This is a genomic window from Streptomyces sp. NPDC007863 (assembly GCF_040633895.1).
GTDB lineage: Bacteria > Actinomycetota > Actinomycetes > Streptomycetales > Streptomycetaceae > Streptomyces.
Genome location: NZ_JBEYEI010000002.1, coordinates 71,847 through 98,433 on the forward strand (window position 1 = coordinate 71,847; position 26,587 = coordinate 98,433).

Consider the following 26,587-nt stretch of genomic DNA (forward strand, 5'->3'; position numbering starts at 1 on the left):
GACGTCGGAACGGCGGCGCCTAGACTGGGTCGGTGAACGTGTCTGGTGCTTCTGGTGAAACCCTGCGGACCGCCCTTGCCGGGGTGCTCGGCGGGCTGCCGCCCTCGCAGGCCGCGAAGTCCGTCGAGCGGCTGATCGCGCACTACCGGGGCACGACCCCGACCGACGCCCCCGTGCTGCGGGACCGTGCGGACGTCGTCGCGTACGCCGCGTACCGGATGCCCGCGACCTTCGAGGCGGCCCGCTCCGCGCTCGACGCGCTGCGGGACGCCGCCCCGGAGTGGGCGCCGGGGACGCACACCGACATCGGCGGCGGGACGGGCGCCGCGAGCTGGGCCGTCGCCGACGTGTGGGACGGGCAGCCGCCGCGTACCACCGTCCTCGACTGGGCCGAGCCCGCCCTCGCCCTCGGCCGCGAACTGGCCGGCGGCGTCCTGGACGCCGAGTGGCGGCGCGAGCGGATCGGCACCGCGCTCCGGCTCGCGGAGACCGACCTGGTCACCGTCTCGTACGTGCTCAAGGAACTCACCGAGGCGGACCGCGCCGCGCTCGTCGCCGAGGCGGCCAGGGCCTCCACCGGCGCCGTCGTCATCGTCGAGCCCGGCACCCCGGACGGCTACGAGCGGATCATCGCCGCCCGCTCCGTCCTGATCGACGCCGGCTTCACCGTCGCCGCGCCCTGCCCGCACAGCGGCGCCTGCCCGATCGAGCCGGGCACCGACTGGTGCCACTTCGCGGCGCGGGTCAGCCGTTCCTCCCTGCACCGGCAGGTGAAGGGCGGCTCGCTGCCGTACGAGGACGAGAAGTACGCGTACGTCGCCGCCACCCGGTTCCCCGTGAGCCCGGCGCCCGCCCGCGTCGTCCGCCGGCCGCAGACCCGCAAGGGGCTCGTCCTCCTGGACCTCTGCGCCCCCGAAGGACTGGAGCGGGCGACCGTCACCAAGCGTCACGGGCCCCTGTACAAGCAGGCCCGTGACGCCGAGTGGGGCGACTCCTGGCCCCCGGCGGAGGAGGCCTAGGGGCGCAGCTCCTGGGTGCAGCACTTCACGCTGCCGCCGCCCTTGAGCAGTTCGCCCAGGTCCATGGGGTGGGGGCGGAAGCCCCGCGCCCGGAGCGGGTCGAAGAGCCCGGTCGCCGTCTGCGGGAGCAGCACGTGCCGGCCGTCGCTGACCGCGTTGAGCCCGAACGCCGCCGCGTCCTCCTCGGTCGCCAGGAGCGCGTCGGGGAAGAGGCGGGCGAGGACGGCCCTGCTGCCGGGGGAGAAGGCCCCGGGGTAGTACATGACCTCGTCGGCGGCCTCGTCGAGGACGCAGAGCGCGGTGTCCAGGTGGTAGTAGCGCGGGTCCACCAGCTCCAGGCCGATCACGGGCCGCCCGAAGAACTCCTGGGCCTCGCCGTGGGAGAGCGGGCTGGAGCGGAAGCCGGTGCCGGCCAGGATCCAGGAGGCGGTGACGGCGAAGTCGCCCTCGCCCTCGTTGACGTGCTCGGGCTCGCGCAGGTCGGTCTCGGCCCAGCCGTTGCGGCGGAACCAGGCGCGGTGCGCGTCGGCCTCTGCGGTCCGCTCCGGGTGGGCGAAGCGGGCGCCGAGCACCCGCCCGCCGACGACGGTCGCGCCGTTCGCCGCGAAGACCATGTCCGGCAGCGCCGGGTCGGGGTCGAGGAGTTCGACGGTGTGCCCGAGGGAGAGGTAGCGGTCCCGGAGGTCCTCCCACTGGGCGAGGGCGAGCGGCAGGTCGACGGGCTTCGTCGGGTCCATCCACGGGTTGATGGAGTACGTCACCGTGAAGTGCGCGGGTGGGCACATCAGGTAGCGGCGGGGCGAGGACTCGCGCGGAGTGGAGCGCAATCGGGCCTCCTCACGGACGTCGGCCCGCCGGTGGCGGGCCGTGGATCGGTGGAGCCATGGTCCGCTTTCGGGGCCCCGCGCGCAGTGGACCGTTCGGGTGGTTCGCTTTCCGTACACGCGATCGACATCCGGGGGGCCGGCCGCCGCCCCGCGACCCCTCCCCGCACCAGTCGACGAGACGCTCCGTCTCGCCCCTGGTAGATTCGGCGCCATGTCCGAGACCAAGGCCCCCGACGCCTCCCGCCGCAGCGAGCGCTCCCGGCGCGCCATCTTCGACGCCGCCCTCGCCCTCGTCTCCGAGACCGGCTACGCGAAGACCACCGTCGAGGGCATCGCCGCCCGCGCCGGCGTCGGCAAGCAGACCATCTACCGGTGGTGGCCCTCCAAGGCGGCCGTGCTCCTCGACGCCTTCCTCGACCTCGCCGCCCGCGCCGCCGAGGAGGCCGGCGCCGACCCCGGGCAGACCGAGCTGCCCGACACCGGGGACCTCGCCGCCGACCTCCGGCTCGTGCTGCGGGCCACCGTCGACGAGCTCAACAACCCCCGGTACGACGCCCCCACCCGGGCGCTCGCCGCCGAGGGCTCCACCGATCCCGCGCTCGGCGCCCGCTTCACCGAGGCGCTCCTCGAACCCCAGCTGCGGGTCTTCGCCCGGCGCATCGAGGCGGCCCGGGCGGCCGGGCAGGTCGATCCGGCCGTCGACGCGCGGCTCGCCACCGAACTCCTCGTCGGGCCGCTCCACCACCGCTGGCTGCACCGCACGGGCCCCCTCACCCACGCCTACGCCGACGCCCTCGTCGACCACGCGCTGCGCGGCCTCACGCCCCGGCCGTGACGAGCGTGAGCGTCGTCACCGGCCCCTGGTTCCCCACTCCGGTCACCCGGGGAGCAGGATGGTGGGACCATGGGCAGAGCCGAACGGGCGAGCATGAGGTGTGAGGGGATAGATGGGCGACGGCATCGGCCGCTACCGCGGCACGGAGAGCAAACTCGCACAGTGGCTGCGCAGGCGCCCCAAACGGACCGCGGCCGACGACGGGAACACCCGCGAGACGCTGCTCCTGGCCATCGCCGCCGCCGGACTTCCCCTGGCCCCCGCCGCCTACCCCGTCGGCTACAGCTGTTCCTGTGAGCGGATCGGCTGTCCCACCCCCGCCCGCCACCCGGTCTCCTTCGCCTGGCAGACCCAGTCGACCACCGACCGCGCGCAGATCGAGCGCTGGGTACGGAACGAGCCCGCGGCGAACTTCGTCACCGCCACCGGCATGGTCCACGACGTCCTCGACGTGCCGCTGGCCGCCGGCCGCGCCGCCCTCGACCGGCTCCTCGCCGAGGGCGTCGAGGTCGGACCGGTCGCCGAGTCCCCCGACAGCGCGGGCGACGGCGGCCGGATGCTCTTCTTCACCGCCACCCGCGGCACCCCCGAGGACGAGGACGAGTGGTGGCCCTGCGAGCTGGACTGCCATCCCGAGACCATGGACGAGCATCCGGGCCTGCGCTGGCACTGCCGCGGCAGCTACGTCCTCGTCCCGCCCGCCCGGCTCCCCGGCGACGAGGCCGGCCACCCGGTCGTCGGCTGGGTCCGCGGACCCGAGCACGCGCTGCCCGACCCGCTGAACCTCCTGGAGACGCTCACCGACGCCTGTGCCCGGCACGCGGCCGAGCGGGAGGCCGAGGGCGAGGAGCACCACGCCCACGACGTCGCCTGGCCCCTCACCCGCTGACCCGCCCGCCCCGTCGGCCGGGGTCGCGTCACGAGCCCTCGACGCCGACCACGCCCTGGAGCCGGCCCGCGAAGACGACCGCGTCCTTCGCCGTGCCCGCCGGCTTCACCAGGACGACCTGGCTCGACACCCACTCCTTGGTCACCGTGTTCACGATCTCGCCCTTCATCAGGGCCTTCAGCTCCGGGCCCACCTTCGGGCGGTAGCCCTTGGCGGTCGTCTGGCGCTCGAAGTGGCGGCTGGCGAAGAAGACCAGCGCCCCGCCGTCCTTCGTCGCGAGCGCCAGCGGCGCGAAGTCGCCCGCGTCGGCGGCGCGGTCGATCCACTGGGTCGCCAGGCCCGGCCGCGAGGCCGTACGGGCCCGCTTCTCACGCCACTCGCTGGTGTGCGCGCCCGCCGCGAAGGGACTCGTACCGCCGTCCTTGAGGTACGCGGCGTACCGCTCGCTCAGCACGCCGGGGGCGACCGCCACCGCGTCGGAGCCGGCGGCCAACGCCACCTCGTCGCCCTCCTCCTCGGCGAACTCGGGCACCTCGTCCCGGCCGAGGATCACCAGGTGGGCGGCCTTCCACGGCTGCTCGGGGCCGTTCTTGACGAAGGCCACCAGCCAGCGGTTGTCCGCCTGCTGCGTGCCGTCGTCGCGGTTGGAGTCGGTGTCGGCGACGAACCAGCGCGGCCAGCCCGCCTTCCTGGGGACCAGGAAGCGGGGGTCGCGCAGCTCCAGCGGCTCGTGGTCCGGATTGCCCTCCGGCCGGGTCACCGACTTCGACTTCAGGCCCGCCTGGTTGATCGCCCCCAGCGCGCCGGTCACCTGGGCGGCGTCGAGCGACGGGTCGTTGGCCTTGTCGGCCCGGTTGAACGCGGTGACGAAACCGGCGAGCGCCGCCGAGGTCTCCTCGGGCGTCGCCCCCGGCACGACCGCGGTCTCGCCGTGGACGGTCACACAGCCGCTCGCGGTCAGCGCCACGACGGTCGCCGCGGCGACGGACGCCAGGGCCCGGGAGGGCCGCCGTCCCCGCCGTACCTCAGACCGCCGGGTCTGCCGCTCCAGCCTCAGCCTTCTCATCGGTCGCCTTCTGCTTCTCCACGCGCTCGGACGGACCCGACCCTATCGGGGCGAGGAAGAGCGCGAGCGTCGGGACCAGATACAGCGCCCACACCGTGACCTGAAGGACCGTCGGGTCGGGCTGGAAGTTGAAGACGCCCTTGAGGAGCGTGCCGTACCAGCTGTCCGGCGGGACCGTCGCCGAGACGTCGAAGGCCTTGTCGGCGAGACCGCCGAGGAAGCGGGCCTCCTGGAGGTCGTGCACGCCGTACGCGAGGACGCCCGCCGCGACCACGACCAGCATCCCGCCGGTCCAGGTGAAGAACTTCGCGAGGTCGATCCGGAGCGCGCCCCGGTAGAACAGCCAGCCGAGCAGCACCGCCGTCAGCAGGCCGAGCACCACGCCGGCCAGCGGCGCGTGGCTGCCGTCGGAGGAGGCCCGCACCGACGCCCACACGAACAGCGCGGTCTCCAGGCCCTCCCGGCCCACGGCCAGGAAGGCGGTGGCGACCAGCGCGCCGGTGCCCATGGCCAGGGCCGCGTCCAGCCTGCCGTGCAGCTCCGCCCTCAGGTGCCGGGCGGTCTTCCTCATCCAGAAGACCATCCACGTCACCAGGACCACGGCGAGGATCGACAGCGAGCCGCCGAGCAGCTCCTGCGCCTCGAAGGTCAGCTCCTGGGAGCCGAACTCCAGGCCGGCGCCGAAGGCGAGCGCGAGGGCGACGGCCACGCCGACGCCGGTCCAGATCGGCTTCAGGGCGTCCCTGCGGCCGGTCTTCACCAGGTAGGCGATGAGGATGCAGACGACGAGGCTGGCCTCCAGACCCTCGCGGAGGCCGATCAGGTAGTTGCCGAACACGGCGGATACCTCCCAGGGTTACGAGAAAAGGGCGCGGCCCCACCAGTCGTCCGCGTCGCGGACGCCCGGCGGGACGGCGAAGACCGCGGAACCGACGTGCTGGATGTACTCGTTGAGGGCGTCCGCCCTGGCGAGCGCGGTCTGCACCGGGACGAAGCCGGAGCGCACGTCCCGCTGGTACGCGAGGAAGAACAGGCCCGCGTCGAGGCGGCCCAGGCCGTCCGTGCCGTCGGTGAAGGAGTAGCCGCGGCGCAGCAGCATCGCGCCGCCGTTGGCGTCCGGGTGGGCGAGCCGCACGTGCGAGTCCGGCTTCATCGCCTTGAGGAACGGCTCGTCGTGCTCCTTCGCCTTGCCGACGGGCGCGCCCTCCTTCTTGTCGCGGCCGAAGATGTCCTCCTGCTCGGCGAGCGGGGTGCGGTCCCAGGTCTCGACGTTCATCCGGATCCGCCGGGCGACCAGGTAGGAGCCGCCCGCCATCCAGGCGCCGCCGCCGGTGGCGTCCTTCGCGCCGACCCAGACGTGCCGGTCGAGGGCGGCGGTGTCGGTGCCGGAGACGTTCCGGGTGCCGTCCTTGAACCCGAAGAGGTTGCGCGGGGTCTGCGCGTCCGGGGTCGTCGAGGACGTCTTGCCGAAGCCCAGCTGGGACCAGCGGACCGCGACCGTGCCGAAGCCGATCCGGGCGAGGTTGCGGATCGCGTGCACCGCGACCTGCGGGTCGTCGGCGCAGGCCTGCACGCACAGGTCGCCGCCGCTGCGCGCCGGGTCGAGGTTGTCGCCCGGGAACCTGGGCAGCTCCACCAGGGCCCCGGGCCGTCTGTCCTTCAGCCCGAACCGCCCGTCGAAGAGCGAGGGGCCGAAGCCGACGGTGAGGGTGAGCCGGGACGGCTTGAGGCCGAGCGCCTCGCCGGTGTCGTCCGGCGGCGCCTCCGGGACGCCGCCGTACGCGCCCTCGCCGACCTCGCGGCCGGCGGTCATCCGCTCGGCGGCCCGGGTCCACTCCTTCAGGAGCTTCACCAGCTTCTCGCGGTCGTCGGTGGTGACGTCGAAGGCGGCGAAGTGCAGCCGGTCCTGGACGGCGGTGGCGATGCCGGCCTGGTGCGGGCCGTGGAAGGGGACGGCGGCGCCGCCGTCCGCGACGGGCGCGGTGGCGTCGCCGTCGCGGGTCAGCGCCACGGCGGCGCCGGCGACGGCACCACCGAGGGCGAGACCGCCGCCGGCGGCGAGGACGGTGCGGCGGGCGGGGCCGCCGGTTCCGGCGGTCACTTGACGACTGCCGCGGCGAGCTTGGAGAGCGGCTCGGCCAGCGCGTTGACGCCGTCCGACAGCTTCTTGCGCTCGGCGTCGCCGACCTTGTCGTACGAGGTGAAGTCGTAGCCGGTCCTGTCGGCGCGGTACGTGTCGAGCAGCGTGTTCAGCGCGGCGAACTGCTTGTCCAGTTCGGCGACGAGCGCGGCGTCGTTCTTCGCGGCGACCGGCTTGAGCAGGTCGAAGGACTTCTGGGCGCCCTCGACGTTGGCCTTGAAGTCGACCAGGTCGGTGTGGGAGTAGCGCTCCTCCTCGCCGGTGACCTTGCCGGTGGCGACCTCGTCGAGGAGCTCCTTGGCGCCGTTCGCCATCGAGGTGGGGGTGATCTCGGCGGTGCCGACCCGCTTCACCCAGTCCGCCAGGTCCTTGTCGAGGAGGTCGGCGAGCTGCTTCTCCCGCGCGGTGATCTTCTTGTCCTGCCAGAGCGCCTTCTCCAGGCGGTGCCAGCCGGTCCAGTCCTTCGCCGGGTCCTGGCCCTCCTCCAGGCCGTCCTCGCGGACGTCGACCTTCGGGTCGATGTCGCCGAAGGACTCGGCGACCGGCTCGGTGCGCTCCCAGCCGATGCGGGAGGGGGCGTACGCCTTCTTCGCGGCCTCCAGGTCGCCGGCGCGGACGGCGTCGGTGAAGACCTTCACCTTCGGCAGCGTCTCCTCGGCCTGGGCCTGGACGTACTGGCGGTACGCGGCGACGGCGGCGTCCATCTCGGGCGAGCGCTTCGGGGCGGAGACGTCGCCGCCGGTGAGGGTGACGGCCTGGCGGATGCCGGCGCCGGTCATGCCGGGCTTGCAGACGATGGCGTACGAGCCGGCCTTGATCTCGGCGGTGAGCGTGGCCTTGGTGCCGGGGCCGATGTTCTCGCGCTCGGTGACGATCCGGTCGTCCGGGTAGAGGACGTAGACCTCGGTGACCTTGGAGCCGCGGTTCTCCACGTTCAGCGTGACGTGGCCGGCCGGGAACTCCTTCTTCGACACCTCGCAGGAGTCGTCCTTGGCGGTGACGGTGACTCCGTCGCCGTCCGCCTTGGCGTCGCTCTTCGCGGTGCATCCGGTGACGGCGGCCAGGACGGCGGCGCCCGCCAGGGCGGTGACGGCGGTGGTGCGGACGGCTCGCATGAGGGCTCCAGAACGGGCGATCGGACGGTGGGTTGCCGCTGAGGCGGACCTAACTTAACCGAGGCTTACCTCAGTCAAACCCCCTCGTCCAGTGACGTGACTCTCACGTCCGGCGGATCGGACACGGGGTGGTCACGGACGAGCCATGACCGCCCCATCGCCGGGTCAAGCACCGGTCAAGCGGGGTGGTTTGTGCCGTTTTGGCCTCATGGGGCGTCCCGGCGCGGCACGACCTGGGGGACGCCCGTCCGCGGGTGCGGGAAGACCTCCACCGGCTGCCGGTAGACCCGGCTCAGCAGCTCCTCGCCGAGCACCTCGGCGGGCGGCCCGTCGGCGGCCACCCCGCCCCCGTGCACGACGCCCACCCGGTCCGCGTGCGCCGCCGCGAGCCCCAGGTCGTGCAGGACGACGACCACCGCGTCCCCCGCCGCCGCCCGTTCCCGGCAGACCCGCAGCACCAGTTCCTGGTGGCGCAGGTCGAGCGCGGCCGTCGGCTCGTCGAGCAGCAGCAGGCCGGTCCGCTGGGCCAGCACCCGGGCCAGGGCCACCCGGGCCCGCTCGCCGCCGGAGAGCGCGGAGAACGGCTGCGCGGCGAACTCCGCGACCTCGGTCGCGGCCATCGCCTCCGCCACCGCCGCCTCGTCCTGTGCCTCCCGCCCGGTGCCCGCCCACGGGGCCCGGCCCATCCGGACCACCTCCGCGACCGGGAACGGGAAGGACAGTTCGGCGGACTGCGGCAGCACCGCCCGCCGCAGCGCCAGTCCGGGCGCGCTCCAGTCGCCGGCGGCCCGGCCCCCGATCCGTACCGTCCCCGCCTCGGGCGCGAGGTCCCCGGCGAGCACCGACAGCAGGGTCGACTTCCCGGCGCCGTTCGGCCCCACCAGGGCCAGCACCTCCCCGGCGCGCACCGCGATCCGGGCCCCGTCGAGCACGGCCCGCCGGCCGCGCACCACCCGCACCCCGTCCGCCTCGGCGACCAGCCCGCCGGGCTCCACCGGGTCCGGCAGCTCCCTCGTACGCCTTCCGAACACGCCGATCACGCCCAACCACCCTGCTTCCGACGGGTCCTGCGGAGCAGCCAGAAGAAGAACGGGCTGCCGATGAGGGCGGTGAGGACGCCCAGGGGGAGTTCGGCGGGGGCCGCGAGGGTGCGGGCCGCCAGATCGCCGGCGACGAGCGCGACCGCGCCGCCGAGCGCGCTGCCGGGGATCAGGAAGCGGTGCCCGGGGCCGTTCGCCATCCGCAGCACGTGCGGGACGACCAGGCCGACGAAGGTCACGATGCCGGAGACGGCGACCGCCGCCGCCGTGAGCAGCGCCACCACCAGGATCAGCGCGATCCGCAGCCGCTCCACCTCCACGCCCAGGTGCCGGGCGGGCCGTTCGCCGAGCGCGAGCAGGTCGAGCCGGCGCGCGTACAGCGGGGCGACGGCCAGGCCGAACAGCGCGCACGGCAGCACCGCGAGCACCTTCGGCCAGGTGGCCTGCGCCAGCGAACCCAGCTGCCAGAAGGTGATCTGGCTGATCTGCGCGTTGTCCGCGAAGAAGATGAAGAGGCCGATGAGCGCGCCCGCGAAGGCGGTCACGGCGATGCCGGTGAGGATCAGGGTGACGACCTCCGTCCGGCCGCCCGAGCGGGACATCGCGTACACGGCGACCACCGTGACGAGCCCGCCCGCGAAGGCGAAGGCGGACACCGTCCAGGTGCCGAGGAAGCCCGCGCCGAGCACGATCGCGCCGACCGCGCCCACGGCCGCGCCGGAGGAGACCCCGATGACGCCGGGCTCGGCGAGCGGATTGCCGAAGACGCCCTGCATCAGCGCGCCCGCGCAGCCGAGGGAGGCGCCGACGAGGAGGGCGAGGACCACCCGGGGCAGCCGGATGTTCCACAGCACGCTCTCGGCGGTCCGGTCGAGCGCGTGCCCGCCCAGACCGGTCCGGTGCCGCACGGAGGCGAGGACGTCGCCGAGCGGGATGTCGTACGCGCCGATGCCGGCGGACACCAGGGCGAGCAGCAGCAGCGCGGCGAGCAGTCCGCCGGTGAGCAGCGCGGTGCGGCCCCGGCGCTGGGGCGCGGACTCCCGCGCGGCCGGGAGGACGGGCCGCTCCTGGAGCGCCGTCACCGGGTGCCCCCGTACAGCTGGTCCACGAGCGAGGCGAGCACCCGGTCGGTGCGCGGCCCGTAGTTGAGCAGTACGCCGTCGTCGACGGAGACGACCCGGCGGCCGGCGCCGGCCGGGGTCTCGGCGACGCCGGGGATCTTCACCAGTCCGTCGACCCCGCCGACGGACTGGAGCCCCTTGGTCATGACGAGGATGGCGTCCGGCGCGGCCTGGGCGAGGGCCTCGCTGGTGATCGGGGTGAAGTCCTTGGTGAGCCCGGACTCCTTGCCCGCGTCGACCGCGCCGGCCGCCTCCAGGAGCGAGCTCGCCCCGGACTCGGCGCCGCCGAGGAGGTAGACGGCGGCCGAGCCGCGCACGTAGAGGAAGGCCACGCGGGGCTTCTCGGCGCGGGCGGGGATCTTCTCCCGTACGGCGGCGATCCGTTCGCCGGTCCGCTCGCGCAGTCGTGCGCCGGAGGCGGGGACGCCGAGCGCGGCGGCCACGTCGTCGATGCGGTCGTCGACGTCGCCGAGGTCCTTGGCCGCCGGGACGACGACGAGCGGGACGCCCGCGTCGCGGATCTGGGCGATGGCCTCGGCCGGCCCGGTGGTGGACTCGGCGAGCACGAGCGTCGGCTTGAGCGAGAGGACGCTCTCGGCGGACACGTCGTGGGCGCGGGTCACCACCGGGAGGTCCGCGGCCTGTTCGAAGGTGGCGGTGACGTCCCGGGCCACCACCCGGTCGCCGAGGCCGAGGGTGAAGACGAGCTCGCTGAGCGAGCCGCTGAGCGGCACGATCCGCTCGGCCGAGGCGACCGTGACCTGCCGGCCGTCGGCGGAGGGGACGGTGACGGGGAGTCGGGGGGAGGCGGGGGAGGGGAGCGGTTCGACCCGGTCGGGGTCGGCCGCGGCCACCGCGCCGGGGGCGGCCTTCGGGGCGCCGCCGCCGCATCCGGTCGCCGTGAGGGCGAGGGCGATTACTGCTGTCAGCGCTCCCGCGAGGCGAGTTCTGCGCACCGGACACCGTCCTGTCGTTCCGCTTCGGAGGTTCGTCACCCGGCGTTCGGGGGGAAGGGTTCCCGCCGGGACCGGATGTAGCTTAGGTTAGCCTTACCTCACCTGCTAGCCCTCGGAGGGGTGCTCCATGCTGCTGTCCAGACCCTGCCGCGCACTCGCCGTGACCCTGTTCGCGGCCCTGCTCGCCGCCCTCGTCCCGGCCGCCGCCGCCCATGCGGAGAGCCGGCCGGTCCAGGGCGGGAGGCTCGACTGGGGCATCAAATCCTCCTTCCAGGGCTACGTCACCGGGCCCATCGCGCAAGGCAGTTGGAGCCTCACCGGCGGCGCCGCCACGGTCGGCTCCCAGTACCGCTTCCACTCCGCGCAGGGCGCGTACGACCCCGCCACCGGCGCCTTCGAAGCCGCCTTCTCCGGCGGCGTCCACTTCACCGGACACCGCAAGGCCGACGGCACGAACGAACTCGACCTCACCATCGGCCGGCCCCGGATCCGGATCCAGGGCGGCGCCGGCACCCTCTACGCCGACGTGACGAGCAAGGCCAAGGGCAGCGGCGCCCTGACCGTCCGCTCCCAGGTCCCGCTGGCCACCCTGAACCTCGGCGGCGTCGACATGCGCGGCGCCACCGGCCCCGTCTCCCTCGCGAACGTCCCCACCACGCTCACCGCCCAGGGCGCGACCGCCTTCGCCGGCTACTACCCGGCGGGCACGGCGCTCGACCCGCTGAGCCTCACGGTCGACGTGCGCACGGCGACGCCCTCCGCGACGCCGTCCTCGGCAGCGCCCACGGCCTCCCCGAAGGCGAAGGCGAAGGCGAAGCCGACGGCGACGGCGGGTGCCGCGCTGCACACCGCCGCCGTCGACTGGGGCGTGCGCCGCACCTTCCGCGAGTACGTCACCGGCACCATCGCGCAGGGGAAGTGGACGCTCGCCGACGGCGCCCAGGACGGCGGAGCCCTCTTCCGCTTCCCCTCCGGCAAGGGCACGTACGACCCGGCCGCCGGCACCCTCGACGCCGCCTTCGCCGGCAGCGTCCGCTTCACCGGCACCCACCTCGACCTCACCCTCGGCGAGGTCACCGTCCGGGTGACCGGCGGCACCGGCACCCTCGCCGCCGACGTCACGAGCTCCGGGAAGACCGAGAAGGCCGTCCCCCTCGTCACCTTCGCCGCCGGCCGGCTCCCCCCGAAGGACGGCCTCGCCGTCGTCACCGAGGCACCCGCCACCCTCACCGAGGGCGGCGCCCGCGCCTTCGGCGGGATGTACAAGGCGGGCACCGCGATGGACCCGGTCTCCCTCGCCGTCTCCGTCGACGAGACCGCCGCGCTCCCGGCCCTGCCCGACCTCGGCAGCGAGCCCACCGCCGCGGCCACGCCCTCCGCGAAGCCCTCGCCCTCCGCCTCCGCCTCCACCGCGCCCGCGCCGGTGACCGCCTCCTCCTCCTCCTCCTCGGACTCCGGCGCCCCCGTCGGCGTCTACGCCGGCATCGGCGCGGGCGTCCTCGCCGCCGCCGCGATGGCGTACGCCCTCCTGCGCAGGCGCCGTACCGCGGAGACGGCAGGGGTGGCAGGGGTGGCAGGGACGCCCGAGACGCCCGAGAGCGGCGAGGCGTCCAAGCCCACCGACTGACCTCCACCCCCGAAGTCCCCAAGTCCCCAAGTCCCCAAGTCCCGAAGTCCCCAAGTCCCCAAGTCCCCAAGTCCCCAAGTCCCGAAGTCCCGAAGTCCTCCGCACGGGCCCGCGCAAGACGCCCGTGCGGCGGCACCCCGCACCCTCGTGCGCTCCCGTACATCCCCGTACACCCCCCGAACCCCCCGTTCCCGCCTAGGAGACCCCCGACATGGCCACCCGTACGCGCCGCCCCGTCACTCTGGCCGCCGCCGTCACCACGGCCGCCGCCCTCGGCGCCGGCGCCCTGACGCTCGCGCTCCCCGCGGCGGCCGCCGACACCCCGGCCCCGCCCCTGCCGCTCGTGGACGGGACCCTCGACTGGGGCATCAAGCAGTCCTTCCGCACCTACCTCGCGCAGCCCTTCGCCAAGGGCAGGACGACGACGGAGGGCGGCGCGACCCAGGCCGCGGGCAACGGCGTCTTCACCTTCGTCGACGGCGCCGGCACCTACGACACGACCGGCCACGCGACCGCCACCGCCTTCAAGGGCGGCGTCCACTTCGAGGCCCACGAGGGCGTCCTGGACATCCGCATCTCGGACGTCCGGCTCAAGACCGCCGGTTCGGCCGCGCCGACCGGCGAGATCACCGCCGACGTCGTCACCAAGGAGAAGGACGGCTCCTTCACCACCCGCGACGACGTCTCCTTCGCCGCGCTCGACATGAGCGGCGTCCGGCCCGGCCAGGGCGCCGGCGGCGCGATGGTCTTCAAGGACATCCCGGCCGAGCTCACCAAGGACGGCGCCGCCGCCTTCGCGGGCTTCTACAAGGAGGGCGACGCCCTCGACGCCGCCACCCTCACCGTGAAGGCCGGCGCCCGCCCGACCACCCCGCCCACCACGCCGCCGCCCACCACCACGCCGCCCACGACCCCGCCGACCACGCCCCCGACCACCACGGCCCCGACCACCACCGCCCCCACGACGACCGCGCCGACCCCCACCGCGACCGCGACCGCGACCGCGACCGCCACCGCCACCGCGACGGCGACCGCCACCGCCGAGGAGCCGGGCGTGGTCGCCGGGCGGCTCACCTGGGGCGTCCTGGAGCGCTGGCGGGTGTACGTCTCCGAGCGCTGCGGCGGCACCGTCACCCCGGCCGCCGGTGCCGCGAAGTCCGGCTCCGCGTACGCCTTCCAGGTCGACGAGGCCGAGCTCGACGCGGACGCCCGTACCCTCACCGCCTCCTTCACCGGCCGCGTCGACTTCGTCTGCGCCGCGCACGGCATCGACTGGCGGATCGGCGGCGTGAAGCTCTCCGCGAGCGGCACCACGGGCACCCTCACCGCCGACGTCACCACCGCCTCCGGCACCAAGAAGGCCGTGCGCTTCGCCGAGCTCGACCTGACGAAGGCGGACTGGACCCCGAAGGACGAGGTCGTCACCCTCGCGGCCCTGCCCGCGAAGCTGACCGTCGACGGCGCCGCCCTCTTCGCCGCCCCCGGCGGCGCGTCCTCTTACGACGCCGGCCTCGCCCTGGACCCGGTGACGGTCTCCCTCGCGCTCGACGAGGACGCCGTCCTCCCGACCGCCGGCACCGGCACGACGGGCTCCACCGGCACCACCGGCTCCACCGGCACGACCGGCACGGGGACGACCGGTGCGGGCACCACCGGCGCCGGCACGGTCGGGGGCGCGGGCACGGCCGGCGGCGCCGGGACCGCCGGCGGCTCCGGTGTCCTCGCCGCCACCGGCTCCTCCGCCCCCACCGGCCTCCTGGCCGGTGCCGCCGCGCTGATCGTCGCCGCCGGCGGTGCGGTCGTCGTCGCCGCCCGCCGCCGCACCGGCACCGGCACCGAGGCCTGACCGCGCCGACAGGGCCGTACCCCGGGACGAACCGAGGTGCGGCCCTGTCGCATGCCCCTGGATGGTTCAATTCCGCCATGAACACGACTGGCGAGACCGGCACCGGCACCGAGATCGACGTCCTGCGGGTCTTCTGCGCGGGCGACGGGCGCCACGGCAACGCCCTCGGGGTCGTCCGCGAGGGGCGCACCCACCCCGACGAGGCGTCCCGGCAGGCGCTCGCCAAGGAACTCGGCTTCAGCGAGACCGTGTTCGTCGACGACCCCGAGCGGGGCATCGTCGACATCTACACCCCGGGCCTGCGGCTCCCCTTCGCCGGACACCCGCTCGTCGGCACCGCGTGGCTGCTCGACCTGGAGGTGATCTGCCCGCCCGCCGGAGAGGTGTGGGTGCGCGGCGACGGCGAGTTCACCTGGATCGAGGCCCGCGCCGCGTGGGCCCCGCCGCGCACCCTGCGGCAGTACGCCTCCGCCGCCGAGGTCGACGCCCTGGAGGTGCCCGAGCCGGGGGAGTGGATCTACGCCTGGGCGTGGGAGGAGGAGGCCGCGGGACGGGTCCGGGCGCGCGCCTTCCCCGGCCGCGGCGACGGCATCGACGAGGACGAGGCCACCGGCGCGGCGGCGCTGCTGCTCACCGAACGCCTCGGCCGGGCCCTGAACATCACGCAGGGCCGGGGGTCGCAGCTGCTCACCGCCCCCGGCCCTGACGGCATCGTGGAGTTGGGCGGACGGGTCCGCCTCGAAAGAACGCTGATGCGCTAGCGGCGCCGGGCGCTCACGCGCTCACGCGCTCAGCGGGAACTCGCCGCCCAGCTCGCGGAAGACGGCCGTGTTGAAGGCGAAGGCCCGCTTGCACTCGTCGACGATCCGCTGCTTCTCCAGGTCGTCCGCGTTCACCCCGTCGAGGAGTTCGCGGTAGGACCGCTTGAACGCGGCCGGGTTGCCGATCGCGTCGAAGACGTAGAACCGCACGCCGTCGCCCTTGCGGTCGAAGCCCCAGGTCCGCTCGGCCTTGTCGCGGATGATCTGACCGCCCGACAGGTCGCCGAGGTAGCGGGTGTAGTGGTGGGCGATGTAACCGGCCGGCCAGGTGCGGGCGCACTCGGCGACCCGCGCCGCGTACGCCTCGGTGGCCGGCAGCGCGGAGAGCCCGGCACGCCACTCCGGGCCGCGCAGATGGGCGAGGTCCGCCTCCAGGGCGTCGGTGCGGAAGAGCTCGGGCTGTATGAAGGGCCCGGCGACCGGGTCCTCGCGCAGCGCCTCCGCGCCCTCCTCCAGGGCCCGGTACACGAACCAGAGCTGTTCCGTGTAGCGGGCGTAGGCGTCCACGCCCAGCCGTCCGCCCAGGAGGTCGCCCATGAAGGACGAGGTCTCCGCCTCCGTGTGCTGCTCGTGCGAGGCGGTGCGGATGAGGGTGGAGAAGGGCGTGTCCAAGGCGTGCCTCCGAGACCGATGGGGCGGGAACCAGTCGACCCGATTTTGCAAGGTTAGGCTTACCTAAGTCAACTGGTTTCCCGACGACCTGTCGGTAAAGGTTGTACCCCCGAGGGGGGTCAGGGCAACGTAAGGACGTCCGCTCCCGTCTCGGTGACCACGAGCGTGTGCTCGAACTGGGCGGTCCGCTTGCGGTCCTTGGTCACCACGGTCCAGCCGTCGTCCCACATGTCGTACTCGTGGGTGCCGAGCGTCAGCATCGGCTCGATCGTGAAGGTCATGCCGGGCTGGATGACGGTGGTGTGGTGGGGCGAGTCGTAGTGCGGCACGATCAGGCCGGAGTGGAACGACGTGTTGATGCCGTGCCCGGTGAAGTCCCGCACCACGCCGTAGCCGAAGCGCTTGGCGTACGACTCGATGACCCGGCCGATGATGTTGATCTGGCGGCCCGGCTTCACCGCCTTGATCGCGCGGTTCAGCGACTCCCGGGTGCGCTCGACGAGCAGCCGCGACTCCTCGTCGACGTCGCCGCAGAGGTAGGTGGCGTTGTTGTCGCCGTGGACGCCGCCGATGTACGCCGTGACGTCCAGGTTCACGATGTCGCCGTCGCGCAGCACCGTGGAGTCCGGGATGCCGTGACAGATGACCTCGTTGACCGAGGCGCACAGCGACTTGGGGAAGCCCCGGTAGCCGAGGGTCGAGGGGTAGGCGCCGTGGTCGCACATGTACTCATGGGCGACCCGGTCGAGCTCGTCGGTGGTGACGCCCGGGGCGATGTGCTTGGCGGCCTCCTCCATCGCCTGCGCGGCGATGCGGCCGGCGATCCGCATCCGTTCGACGGTGTCGGAGTCCTGCACCTCGGGCCCGGTGTACGGGGTGGGTGCGGACTTCCCGACGTACTCGGGGCGGCGGATCGAGCCCGGGACGGAGCGGGCGGGGGAGAGCTCCCCCGGTACGAGAAGCGACTGGCCAGACATGCCAGCGAGTCTAACGACCGCGTCTGGGGCAGCATGGTCCCGAAGGAAGGAGCCGACGACCATGGCCCTGTTCAAGAAGCGCGCGGCCCCGAAGCCGGGCGAGTGGTACTACTGCCTGGAACACAAGAAGGTCGAGGAAGGGCCCGAGTGCCCGGCGAAGAACCGATTCGGCCCCTACGCCACCCGTGAGGAGGCCTCGCACGCCATGGAGACCGCCCGCGAGCGGAACCTGGAGTGGGAGACCGACCCGCGCTGGCACGACGCGCCAGGCCCGGCGGAGGAGCGGGACTGACGGCACCGGGCAGGGGTCCGGGCCCGGGACGCACCCCGTCCGGGCCCGGTCACGCCGCCCCGGCCGTGGCCGCCGCCTCCTGCTGGGCCTTGCGGCGCAGCGCGTCCTCGTCGGTGCCGGAGTCGTAGCGGAGCAGCTTCGGCAGGGCCAGGCAGAGCACGCCGACCGAGGCCACGCAGGCGACGCCGCCCGCCCAGACGGCGGTACGGGTCCCGGTCCAGCCCGCCATCACGCCCGCCCGTACCTGGCCGAGCTGCGGGCCCACGCTGTACGAGAGCACCTCGATGCCCGCGAGCCTGCCGCGCAGCTCCTCCGGGATCGTCTGGTTCCAGATCGTCGAGCGCCCGAGCCCGCTCAGCATGTCGCCGGCGCCCGCGAACGCCAGGCACAGCAGGACCGGCCACACGTTCCCGAACCAGCCCGCGCCCGCGATCGCGAGCCCCCAGCCGGCGGCGCCGCCCGCCACGAGCAGCCCGTGCCGCCGCACCCGGGAGGTCCAGCCGCTGGTCAGCCCGACGACCAGTGAGCCGACGGAGCCGGCCGCGTACATGAGCCCGAGGGACCACGGGGCGTCCAGCTCGTCCGCGAGGAAGGGGAAGACGGCGTTCGGGAAGGCGAAGACCATGGCCGCCAGGTCGATCGCGTACGTGCCGAGCAGCACCGGCCGCGACCAGGCGTACCGGGCGCCCTCCGCGATCGACCGCAGCGAGGGCTTCTCCGCGTCGCGCGCGGGCGGCGCGGGGGAGAGGCGCCGGCACATCAGCACCGACACCGCGAAGCCGGCGAGCGTCACCGCGTACGCCGGGGCGTGGCCCGCGTAGGCCACCACCACGCCCGCGACCGACGGGCCCGCGATGGCCCCGATCTGCCAGCGCAGCGAGTTCAGCGCGGCCGCGGCCGTCTGCTGCTCGTGCGGCACGATCCGGGCGAGCAGCGAGTCCAGCGCGGGCCGCTGGAGCCCCGCGAGCGCGGACACGCCCGCGGCGACCACGTACAACGGCCAGAGGAGCGGCTCGCCCAGCAGCGAGTTCAGCAGCAGGAGCAGGGCGAGCAGCCCGAGGCCGGCCTCGGTGCCGACGATCACCCGCCGCCGGTCCACCGCGTCCGCCAGCGCCCCGCCGTACAGCCCGAACACCACCAGCGGCACCAGCTCCACGGCGCCCATCGCGCCCACGGCGAGCGGCGAGTCCGTCAGCTCCTTGATCTGCAGCGGCAGCGCCACCATCGCCATGGCACTGGCGAAGTACGTGACCAGCCCCTGCCCCCACAGCAGCCGGAAGTCACGCGAGGACCGCCACGGAGAGGTATCGGGCAGCACGCCCACCAGCCACGCACGCAAAGAAGAAGCCACGGAACCCCATGCTCGGCGCGCCCCACCCCCCAGGCAACCGATTTCCACCCGCACCGCCCCGGCGGGACGGCGGCGGGGTCACCAGCGGGCGGGGGGCGGGGACGTCAGGTGGTCGGCCAGGAGGGCCAGCCGGTCCCGGAAGCGGTGGCCGCGCGGCGCCGGCAGCCGGTTCTCGCCCGCCGCCGCGCTGACGAGATGCTGCACCGTGTCCAGATCGAGGCCCGCGTCCGACGCGACCGACAGCGCCTCGTGCGCCAGGCCCCGCACCTCCGCGTCGCCCCCGTCCAGCGACAGCACCGTCGCCCCCGCCCGCCGCGCGTCGTGCACCCGCTGGAGCAGGTCCGCCTCCGGGCATGCCGGCGCCACCACCAGCAGGGCCGTCCCCCGGCCCGCCGCCTCCAGGCGGTCCAGGCCCACCGCCAGGTGCGGCGGGCCGCCGGGCCTGGCCCGGTGGCGCACCAGGGTGGGGGCCAGCTCCGGCAGGCCCGACCAGGCCGCCTCGTCCACCAGGTGCGCCGCCAGGTGCCACGGCTCGTACGCCTCCGTGCCCACGAGCAGCAGCGCCCCCCGGCGCGGCGCCACCGACGCCCGCAGCGCCCCGGCGAAGCGGCGCGCGGCGGCCGGCCACTCCGTCCCGGCGAGCACTTCCCGCAGCAACGCGACCCGTACGGCATCCATGGCGCCGCATCCTGCCCCAGCCGCCCGCCCACCCGCCGCCGGTATCCGCCGATCCACCCGAACGGGTCCCGAACCGGTGGGTAGGGTCGGCCCATGACTGACTCGACTCCGCATCCGAACCCGCCCGCCGCCGCCCCCCGCCCCGCGAAGGACCCCTGGGACCTGCCCGACGTCTCCGGGCTCGTCGTCGGCGTCCTCGGCGGCACCGGCGACCAGGGCCGCGGCCTCGCCTACCGCCTCGCCGCCGCCGGCCAGCAGGTGATCATCGGCTCCCGCGCCGCCGACCGCGCCGAGGCCGTCGCCGCGGAGATCGGCCACGGCGTCGAGGGCGCCGACAACGCCGAGTGCGCCCGCCGCAGCGACGTCGTCATCGTCGCCGTGCCGTGGGAGGGCCACGCCAAGACGCTGGAATCGCTGCGCGAGGAGCTCGCCGGCAAGCTCGTCGTCGACTGCGTCAACCCGCTCGGCTTCGACAAGAAGGGCGCCTACGCCCTCAAGCCCGAGGAGGGCTCCGCCGCCGAGCAGGCCGCCGCGCTGCTCCCGGACTCCCGGGTCGCCGCCGCCTTCCACCACCTCTCCGCCGTCCTCCTCAAGGACACCTCCATCGCCGAGATCGACACCGACGTGATGGTCCTCGGCGAGGAGCGCGCCGACGTCGAGATCGTGCAGGCGCTGGCGAGCCGCATCCCCGGCATGCGCGGCGTCTTCGCCGGCCGGCTGCGCAACGCCCACCAGGTCGAGTCCCTCGTCGCCAACCTGATCTCGGTGAACCGCCGCTACAAGGCCCACGCGGGCCTCCGCGTCACCGACATCTGAGCCGACGTCCGAGCCGGTGTCCGAGCCGGGGCCGCCACGCGGGGCGGAGCCGGAGAACGGACGCTTCGGGGCATGGGGGACACTGGTCGGGCACCGTCAGCCGTATCCGACAGGAGCCGACCCCCATGCCCCGTCTCGCCCTCTACGCCCTCGTGGTCTGCGCCCTGGCCGTCGCCGCGGCCGTGATCTCCTTCGTCAACGGCAGCTTCATCGGCGTCGTCTGGGTCCTCCTCGCCGGCCTCTCCTCCAACATGGCCTGGTACTACCTCCGCCGCGCGAAGGCGGAGAAGGCCGCGGAGGCCGAGGCCGAGGCCGTCCAGGCGTAGAGGGGGGCAGGCCTGGAGCGTCCAGGCCTAGAGCGGGCAGTGCTCCGGCGTCCCCTCCCAGAAGCGGTACAGCGCGGAGCCGCAGGAGCGGGCCTCGTCGCCGACGCCCAGCGCCCGCATCAGCGCGTCGACCGCGTCGAAGAAGGCGCCGTTGACGGCCGGCACGAAGAGCAGCGCGATCACGACGAAGAAGCCGTACGGCGCGTACGGCTCGATCCGCCGCTTCAGCCCGTACGACAGCCAGGGCTCCACGATCCCGTAGCCGTCGAGCCCCGGCACCGGCAGCAGGTTCAGGAGCGCCGCCGTGACCTGGAGGAACGCCAGGAACGCCAGCGCGTACCGGAAGGCCGCCGGCACCCCGTCGAGCGCGCCCAGCCAGAACGGCGCCGTGCACACCACCGCGAACAGCACGTTCGCCAGCGGGCCCGCCGCCGAGATCAGGCTGTGCTTCCAGCGGCCCCTGATCCGGCCCCGCTCGATGAAGACCGCGCCGCCGGGCAGACCGATCCCGCCCATGATCACGAAGAGCACGGGCAGGACCACGCTGAGGACGGCGTGGGTGTACGCGAACGGGTTCAGGCTCAGATAGCCCTTGGCCCCCACCGTGACGTCCCCGCCGAACAGGGCCGTGCGGGCGTGCGCGTACTCGTGCAGACAGAGCGAGACGATCCACGCCGAGGTCACGAAGAGGAAGACCGCCACCCCGGGGAGCGCGGCGAAGTCCGTCCACACCGCCCATCCGGTGACCGCCATGACGGCGAGCACCGCCAGGAAGACGGGACTGATCCGGCGCTCGCTGCGGCGGACGGCGGCCGAAGTCATCACGGGCTCCCCCGATCCGGGACTGGCTGTGGTGGAGCGAGAACGTACCGCTCCCGACTCCGGTTCCCGCCCCGCCTCCCGCCTCCGCTCCCCTGGGGTTCCCCCGCCGACCGGCGTCCGGGGGGCGCTCGCGGAGAATGGGGGAGTGCGTTACTGCCTCCTGGGACCGACCCGTGTGCTGAACGCCGACGGGGCCGAGCTGCCCGTCGGCGGGCCGCGCGTGCGCGCCCTGCTCACCGCCCTCGCCCTCCGGCCCGGCCGCGCCGTGCCGGTGACCGTGCTCGTCGACGAGGTCTGGCACGGCGACGAGCCGCCCGCCGACGCCGTCGCCGCGCTCCAGGCGCTGGCCGGGAGGCTCAGGAAGGCGCTCGGCAGGGACCGGGTCCCGTCCGCGGACGGCGGCGGCTACCGGCTCGGCGCGGCCCGCGAGGACGTCGACCTCTACCGCTTCGAACGGCTCGCCGCCGACGGCTCCGCCGCGCTCGCCGCCGGGGACCCGGGCCGGGCCGCCGCCCTCCTCGACGAGGCCCTGGGCCTCTGGGCCGGGCCCGCCCTCGCCGACCTGCCCGACCGGCACGCCGAGGCCGCCCGCTGGGAGGCCCGCCGCCTGGACGCCCGGCGCGCCCGGTTCGACGCGGCGCTCGCCCTCGGCCGGGCCGCCGACGTCCTTCCCGAGCTCACCGCCCTCTGCGCCGGCCGGCCGCTCGACGAACCCCTCCAGGCCCTGCGGATCCGCGCCCTGCGCGACACCGGCCGCGCCGCCGAGGCCCTCGCCGCGTACGAGGAGGTCCGCCGGACGCTCGCCGACCGGCTCGGCACCGGCCCGGGCCCCGGACTGCGCGCCCTCCACGAGCGGCTCCTCGCGGCGGAAGCGCCGGCTTCCGCTCCCGTACCCGCCCCCCTCCCCGCCGCCGCACGCCGGAACGGCCCCGCCTCCGGCAATCTGCGGGCCCGGCTCACCTCGTTCGTCGGGCGCGAGGAGGAGATCGCCGCCCTCCGGCAGGACCTGGGCACCGCCCGGCTCGTGACCCTCCTCGGGCCCGGCGGCGCCGGCAAGACCCGGCTCTCCCAGGAGGCGGCCGAGCGGGCCGCCGGCGCCTGGCCCGACGGCGTCTGGGTCGCCGAACTCGCCCCGGTCCGCGACCCGGAGGCCGTCCCCGAGGCCGTCCTCGCCGCCCTCGGCGCCCGCGAGACCGTGCTGCGCGGCGCCGGCGCCGAGGAGCTCCGCACCGGCGGCGACCCCCTGCACCGCCTCGTGGAGCACTGCGCCGGACGGCGGATGCTGCTGCTCCTGGACAACTGCGAGCACCTGGTGGACGCGGCGGCCCGGCTCGCCGAGACGGTCCTGGCGCGCTGCCCCCACGTACGGGTCCTCGCGACCAGCCGGGAGCCGCTGGGCGTGCCGGGGGAGCGGCTGCGGCCGCTCGGTCCGCTGCCGGAGGAGACGGCGCTGCGCCTGCTCGCCGAGCGGGGCGCGGCGGCGCGGCCCGGTTTCGACGTGGCCGGGGACCCGGAGGCGGCGGGGGAGATCGTGCGGCGCCTCGACGGGCTGCCGCTGGCGATCGAGCTGGCTGCGGCGCGGCTGCGGCTGCTGTCGCCCCGGCAGATCGCGGACCGGCTCGACGACCGCTTCCGGCTGCTGACCTCGGGCGCGCGGACGGTGCTGCCGCGCCAGCAGACCCTGCGGGCGGTGGTGGACTGGTCGTGGGAGCTGCTCGACGAGCCGGAGCGGGCGGTGCTGCGGCGCCTCGCCGTCTTCACCGGCGGCTGCGACCTGGAGGCGGCGGAGGCGGTCTGCGCGGGCGCGGAGGGGGCGGAGGTCCTCGGTGCGCTGGGCGCGCTCGTCGACAAGTCGCTGGTGGTGTCGGCGCCGGAGGAGTCCGGGATGCGGTTCCGGCTCCTGGAGACGGTGGCGGAGTACGCGGCGGAGCGGCTGGACGAGGCGGGGGAGCGGGCGGCCGTCGAGCGGGCCCACCTCACGTACTACCGCGAGCTCGCCCGCACCACCGACCCCGGGCTGCGCGGGCCGGGCCAGCTCGCCGCCATGGTCCGGCTGGACGCCGAGTACGGCAACGTCCGCACCGCGCTCGCCCGGGCCGTCGCCGCCCGCGACGAGGACGAGGCCCTGGTCCTCGTCCACGCCCTGCTCTGGTACTGGCAGCTGCGCGACCTGCGCTCCGACGCCCTCCACGGGTTCCGGGCGGTCGCCGCCCTGGGGCCCGATCCGTTCGCCCCGCCCGCCGCGCCGCTCGTCCCGCTCCACGAGCCGTGCACGGCCGCGCCGCCGCCGCTCTCCGAGGAGCAGCGCTGGGAGGCCCGGCGCGGGGTGCGGCTCGGCGAGCTGATCAACATGGACCACGAGACCGCCCGCTGGACGAGCCCCGAGGGGCAGGCCCGGCTCGGCGAGATCACCGCCGTCTACCGGCCCGGGCTGCCGCAGACCTGCCGGCTCCCCGGCTCCTTCGCGGTCTTCGCCGTGCTGATCATGGGGGAGCCCGAGCGGCTGCACGAGCTCCTCGACGTCACCGTGGAGGCCTGCCGCCGGTACGGGTACGCCTGGGAGCTGGCCCACATCCTGCACATGCGCGCCAACATGCGGGCCAACCGGGGCCAGTGGGCCGACTCCGCGATCGCGGACGCCGACGAGAGCCTGGCGCTCTTCGAGGGGCTCGGGGACGCCTGGGGCGCGGCCGAGGCGCTCTCGGCCCGGGGCGAGGCCCACGAGCGCCTGCTCGCCTACGACGAGGCCGCCCGGGACTTCGCCGCCGCCATCGGCTACGCGGAGAAGATCGGGGCGCCCTCGCAGCGGACCCTGCTGCGGGCCCGGTACGCCGACACGCTGATCGAGGCGGGCCGGACCGAGGAGGGCGAGGCGATCCTGCGGGAGATCCTGGACGACCCCGGCACGGGCCACGAACCCCAGCTCGGCGCGCGCCTCTTCCTCGCGCTCGCGCTGGGCCGGACCGGCCGGGCCGCCGAGGCCCGCACCCATCTGACGGCCCTCCTGGCGGAGTTCGGCAGCGAGACCCTCGCGGTCTTCGAGGGGTTCACCCTCGGCACCCTGGCCTGGATCGACGTCCTGGAAGGGAAGTACGCCGACGGGCTCGCCCGGATCGCCTCCGCGTACGAGCGGTCCCTGGGTCCGCTGTCGCTGATGGTGGTGCCGCAGATGCCCGGGGTCCATCTCGTGGTCGGGGCCTGGGCGCTCGCCGGGCTCGGGGGCGAGGCGGCCCGGACGGCGGCCCTGCTCCTCGGCGCGCGGGACGCCCTCGTGCCCGACGGGCACCGGGAGCCCGGCCTGGAGCGGGAGAACCTGGCGCGGGCGACGGAGCTGGCCCGCGCGGCGCTGGGCGCGGACGCCTTCGAGGCCGCGCACGCCGAGGGCGGCGGCCTCTCCGCTGAGGAGGCCGCCGCCCTGCTCGGCGGCGCCGCCGACGCGATCAGTGAGCGCGCCGAGTCCTGATCCCCCGTCATCGGGGGCGGCGGCTCAGGTCTTCTTGCGGAACTTGGAGACCGCGAGCGGCGCCGTGACGACGGTGATGGCCAGCGCCCAGCCCAGCGTCATCCACACCGAGTGGGCGACCGGGCCGCCGTTGATGAGGTTCCGGGCCGCGTCGGCGAGGTTGGAGAGCGGGTTGTAGTCCGTGAAGGTCTCCAGCCAGCCGGGCATCGTCGTCGTCGGGGCGAAGATCGAGGAGCCGAACTGGAGCGGCATCAGGACCAGCATCGCCATGCCCTGGACCGCCTGCGCGGACTTCAGGCTCAGGCCGAGCAGGATGAAGATCCACATCAGGGAGGCGCCGAAGACCGCCGACAGGCCGATGGCGGCCAGCAGGTGGAGCACCGAGGTGTGGATCGACAGGCCCAGCAGGAAGCCCATGCCGAGGAGGATCGCGGTGGCGATCATCATCCGGCCGAGCTCGACGACGATCTTGGCGATGAGGACCGAGGAGCGGGCGATCGGCATCGTCCGGAAGCGGTCCATCACCCCCTTCTTGAAGTCGTCGTTGATGCCCACGCCGACCCCCATGGCGATGTTCATGCCCATCATCGCCATCAGGCCGGGCGTCACGTAGTTCACGTAGACGTCGTTGTTGCCCTTGCCGGAGATCGCGCCGCCGAAGACGTACACGAAGAGCAGGATGAAGATGATCGGCATGAACACGGCGTCGAACATCGACTCCGGGTCCTGCTTGATCTGGAGGGCGTTGCGCCGGGCGAGCGCGCCGATGTGGCGGAGGTTGGCCCGCAGGCCGATGCGGCCCTCGGCGTCGGTGCGGACCGGACGGGCCGGCGCCCGGTCCGGGGCGCCGACGGGGGACTTGGTGACCGTGGTCGTGCTCACGCGGCGACCTCCTCGGTGATCTCGTCGGAGACGGCGGTCTTCTGGCCGGTGATGGCCAGGAACACCTCGTCCAGGCTGGGCAGATGGGTGCCGATGTGGGCGATGCCGAAGCCGCGCGCGCCGAGCAGCGCGACCACGGCCGTCAGCTGCTGGTCGGTGAGGATCGGGACGTACAGCGCGCCCTCGTCGGGCACCACGGTCGCGCCGGCGACGCCGTCGAGACCGGTCTCGCGGAGCGCGGCCGCCATCGCGGGCAGCTGCTCCGGGTCGACCGGGCGGACCTTCAGGGTGCGGCCGCCGACCTTCGCCTTCAGCTCGTCGACCTCGCCCTGGGCGATGACCTTGCCCCGGTCGATGACGGTCAGCTCGCTCGCGAGCTGCTCGGCCTCCTCCATGTACTGGGTGGTGAGGAGGACGGTGACGCCCTCGGAGACCATCCGCTTGACCTCGTCCCACACCTCGTTGCGGGTGCGGGGGTCGAGGCCGGTGGTCGGCTCGTCCAGGTAGAGCACGGCCGGCTGCCCGATCATGGAGGCGGCGAGGTCGAGGCGGCGCCGCATGCCGCCGGAGTAGTTCATCGCCGGGCGCTTGGCGGCCTCGGTGAGGGAGAAGCGCTCCAGCATCTCGTCGGCGCGGCGGCGGGCGTCCGCGCGGGACAGGTCGAGCAGCCGCCCGATCATGTAGAGGTTCTCGAAGCCGGAGAGCTTCTCGTCGACGGAGGCGTACTGGCCGGTGAGGCCGATGGTGCGGCGCAGCTGCCGGGGCTGGCGCACCACGTCGTAGCCGGCGACGGTGGCGGTCCCGGCGTCCGGGACGAGGAGGGTGGAGAGGCAGCGGACGAGGGTGGTCTTCCCGGCGCCGTTGGGCCCGAGGACGCCGAGGACGGTGCCCTCGCGGACGTCCAGGTCGACCCCGTCCAGGGCCTTCGTCTCGCCGAAGTGCTTCACGAGGCCCCGGACCTCGACGGCGTTGGTCTGTGATCGCGTCATGCCCCCATGGAACAGGGCGCCGCTGACAGTCTTCCGACAAACGGCCTACAGACGGACGACAGCCCGCCGATGGGGGA

Annotated in this window: 25 protein-coding genes; 10 read left to right on the plus strand and 15 right to left on the minus strand. The window is 74.6% G+C overall.

Annotated elements, in window-relative coordinates:
- Positions 1-32 precede the first annotated feature (32 nt).
- Entirely contained in the window at positions 33-1,019 is a 987-nt protein-coding gene (locus tag ABZ621_RS02975; protein ID WP_360600062.1) for a small ribosomal subunit Rsm22 family protein, read from the plus strand.
- Here ABZ621_RS02975 and ddaH read toward each other — a convergent pair.
- Entirely contained in the window at positions 1,016-1,846 is an 831-nt protein-coding gene (gene ddaH / locus ABZ621_RS02980) for a dimethylargininase (RefSeq protein ID WP_360600063.1), read from the minus strand. The genes ABZ621_RS02975 and ddaH overlap by 4 nt on opposite strands.
- 211 nt (positions 1,847-2,057) lie before the next feature.
- On the opposite strand from ddaH, the gene ABZ621_RS02985 reads away from it, so the two are divergent.
- Entirely contained in the window at positions 2,058-2,681 is a 624-nt protein-coding gene (locus tag ABZ621_RS02985) for a TetR/AcrR family transcriptional regulator (protein ID WP_360600065.1), read from the plus strand.
- 112 nt (positions 2,682-2,793) lie between these two features.
- Positions 2,794-3,570 carry a bifunctional DNA primase/polymerase gene (locus tag ABZ621_RS02990; RefSeq protein ID WP_360600067.1) on the plus strand — a complete coding sequence of 259 codons (777 nt, stop codon included), beginning with the start codon at positions 2,794-2,796 and terminating at the stop codon, positions 3,568-3,570.
- 28 nt (positions 3,571-3,598) lie between these two features.
- Here ABZ621_RS02990 and ABZ621_RS02995 read toward each other — a convergent pair whose 3' ends face one another.
- From ABZ621_RS02995 to ABZ621_RS03025, 7 genes are all read right to left on the minus strand, one after another.
- Positions 3,599-4,564 carry a hypothetical protein gene (locus ABZ621_RS02995; RefSeq protein ID WP_360600791.1) on the minus strand — a complete coding sequence of 322 codons (966 nt, stop codon included), beginning with the start codon at positions 4,562-4,564 and terminating at the stop codon, positions 3,599-3,601.
- A gap of 31 nt (positions 4,565-4,595) precedes the next feature.
- A complete protein-coding gene (efeU, locus tag ABZ621_RS03000; protein ID WP_360600068.1) occupies positions 4,596-5,474 on the minus strand; it encodes an iron uptake transporter permease EfeU in 879 nt (292 codons plus the stop codon).
- A gap of 18 nt (positions 5,475-5,492) precedes the next feature.
- Positions 5,493-6,737 (minus strand): iron uptake transporter deferrochelatase/peroxidase subunit, encoded by a 1,245-nt coding sequence (gene efeB, locus ABZ621_RS03005; RefSeq protein ID WP_360600070.1) that lies wholly within the window; start codon positions 6,735-6,737, stop codon positions 5,493-5,495.
- Positions 6,734-7,891: an iron uptake system protein EfeO gene (gene efeO, locus ABZ621_RS03010; RefSeq protein WP_360600072.1), complete on the minus strand. Its 1,158-nt coding sequence runs from the start codon at positions 7,889-7,891 to the stop codon at positions 6,734-6,736. Before efeO ends, efeB begins: the two co-directional genes overlap by 4 nt.
- Positions 7,892-8,097: 206 nt before the next feature.
- Positions 8,098-8,922: a heme ABC transporter ATP-binding protein gene (locus tag ABZ621_RS03015; RefSeq protein WP_360600793.1), complete on the minus strand. Its 825-nt coding sequence runs from the start codon at positions 8,920-8,922 to the stop codon at positions 8,098-8,100.
- A 5-nt stretch (positions 8,923-8,927) separates the two neighbouring features.
- Positions 8,928-10,013 (minus strand): iron ABC transporter permease, encoded by a 1,086-nt coding sequence (locus tag ABZ621_RS03020; RefSeq protein ID WP_360600074.1) that lies wholly within the window; start codon positions 10,011-10,013, stop codon positions 8,928-8,930.
- Complete coding sequence (locus tag ABZ621_RS03025) at positions 10,010-11,008, minus strand: ABC transporter substrate-binding protein (protein WP_360600076.1); 999 nt, start codon at positions 11,006-11,008, stop codon at positions 10,010-10,012. The genes ABZ621_RS03020 and ABZ621_RS03025 overlap by 4 nt, the downstream gene beginning before the upstream one ends.
- Positions 11,009-11,135: 127 nt before the next feature.
- On the opposite strand from ABZ621_RS03025, the gene ABZ621_RS03030 reads away from it, so the two are divergent.
- From ABZ621_RS03030 to ABZ621_RS03040, 3 genes are all read left to right on the plus strand, one after another.
- Positions 11,136-12,635, plus strand: a complete 1,500-nt coding sequence (locus ABZ621_RS03030; protein ID WP_360600078.1) for an HtaA domain-containing protein — start codon at positions 11,136-11,138, stop codon at positions 12,633-12,635.
- A gap of 211 nt (positions 12,636-12,846) precedes the next feature.
- Complete coding sequence (locus tag ABZ621_RS03035) at positions 12,847-14,481, plus strand: HtaA domain-containing protein (protein ID WP_360600080.1); 1,635 nt, start codon at positions 12,847-12,849, stop codon at positions 14,479-14,481.
- Between the two features lie 77 nt (positions 14,482-14,558).
- On the plus strand, positions 14,559-15,242 hold the full coding sequence (locus ABZ621_RS03040) for a PhzF family phenazine biosynthesis protein (RefSeq protein WP_360600082.1): 684 nt from the start codon (positions 14,559-14,561) through the stop codon (positions 15,240-15,242).
- 21 nt (positions 15,243-15,263) lie between these two features.
- Here the strand turns inward: ABZ621_RS03040 and ABZ621_RS03045 are convergent, their stop codons facing one another.
- Entirely contained in the window at positions 15,264-15,914 is a 651-nt protein-coding gene (locus ABZ621_RS03045; protein WP_360600084.1) for a biliverdin-producing heme oxygenase, read from the minus strand.
- Between the two features lie 119 nt (positions 15,915-16,033).
- On the minus strand, positions 16,034-16,891 hold the full coding sequence (map, locus tag ABZ621_RS03050; RefSeq protein WP_360600086.1) for a type I methionyl aminopeptidase: 858 nt from the start codon (positions 16,889-16,891) through the stop codon (positions 16,034-16,036).
- Positions 16,892-16,952: 61 nt separating this feature from the next.
- Here map and ABZ621_RS03055 point away from each other — a divergent pair, with 61 nt between their 5' ends.
- Complete coding sequence (locus tag ABZ621_RS03055) at positions 16,953-17,183, plus strand: hypothetical protein (RefSeq protein WP_360600088.1); 231 nt, start codon at positions 16,953-16,955, stop codon at positions 17,181-17,183.
- 49 nt (positions 17,184-17,232) lie between these two features.
- Here the strand turns inward: ABZ621_RS03055 and ABZ621_RS03060 are convergent, their stop codons facing one another.
- Both ABZ621_RS03060 and ABZ621_RS03065 read right to left on the minus strand, forming a co-directional pair.
- Positions 17,233-18,534 (minus strand): MFS transporter, encoded by a 1,302-nt coding sequence (locus ABZ621_RS03060; RefSeq protein WP_360600090.1) that lies wholly within the window; start codon positions 18,532-18,534, stop codon positions 17,233-17,235.
- Positions 18,535-18,612: 78 nt separating this feature from the next.
- The gene (locus ABZ621_RS03065) at positions 18,613-19,212 is read right to left on the minus strand and encodes a hypothetical protein (RefSeq protein WP_360600092.1); all 600 of its coding nucleotides are present in this window, start codon (positions 19,210-19,212) and stop codon (positions 18,613-18,615) included.
- Between the two features lie 93 nt (positions 19,213-19,305).
- Here ABZ621_RS03065 and npdG point away from each other — a divergent pair, with 93 nt between their 5' ends.
- Complete coding sequence (gene npdG / locus ABZ621_RS03070; protein WP_360600094.1) at positions 19,306-20,028, plus strand: NADPH-dependent F420 reductase; 723 nt, start codon at positions 19,306-19,308, stop codon at positions 20,026-20,028.
- 125 nt (positions 20,029-20,153) lie between these two features.
- Positions 20,154-20,354 (plus strand): hypothetical protein, encoded by a 201-nt coding sequence (locus tag ABZ621_RS03075; RefSeq protein WP_360600096.1) that lies wholly within the window; start codon positions 20,154-20,156, stop codon positions 20,352-20,354.
- Between the two features lie 27 nt (positions 20,355-20,381).
- Here ABZ621_RS03075 and ABZ621_RS03080 read toward each other — a convergent pair whose 3' ends face one another.
- Positions 20,382-21,176, minus strand: coding sequence for a site-2 protease family protein (locus ABZ621_RS03080; protein WP_360600098.1), 795 nt, complete (start codon positions 21,174-21,176; stop codon positions 20,382-20,384).
- 145 nt (positions 21,177-21,321) lie between these two features.
- Between ABZ621_RS03080 and ABZ621_RS03085 the strand changes: the two genes are divergently transcribed.
- Positions 21,322-24,639: a BTAD domain-containing putative transcriptional regulator gene (locus ABZ621_RS03085; RefSeq protein WP_360600100.1), complete on the plus strand. Its 3,318-nt coding sequence runs from the start codon at positions 21,322-21,324 to the stop codon at positions 24,637-24,639.
- Positions 24,640-24,663: 24 nt separating this feature from the next.
- On the opposite strand, the gene ABZ621_RS03090 is transcribed toward ABZ621_RS03085, so the two are convergent.
- Together ABZ621_RS03090 and ABZ621_RS03095 are read right to left on the minus strand one after the other, a co-directional pair.
- The gene (locus tag ABZ621_RS03090; RefSeq protein ID WP_360600102.1) at positions 24,664-25,521 is read right to left on the minus strand and encodes an ABC transporter permease; all 858 of its coding nucleotides are present in this window, start codon (positions 25,519-25,521) and stop codon (positions 24,664-24,666) included.
- Positions 25,518-26,510 carry an ATP-binding cassette domain-containing protein gene (locus ABZ621_RS03095; RefSeq protein WP_360600104.1) on the minus strand — a complete coding sequence of 331 codons (993 nt, stop codon included), beginning with the start codon at positions 26,508-26,510 and terminating at the stop codon, positions 25,518-25,520. Before ABZ621_RS03095 ends, ABZ621_RS03090 begins: the two co-directional genes overlap by 4 nt.
- Positions 26,511-26,587 lie beyond the last annotated feature (77 nt).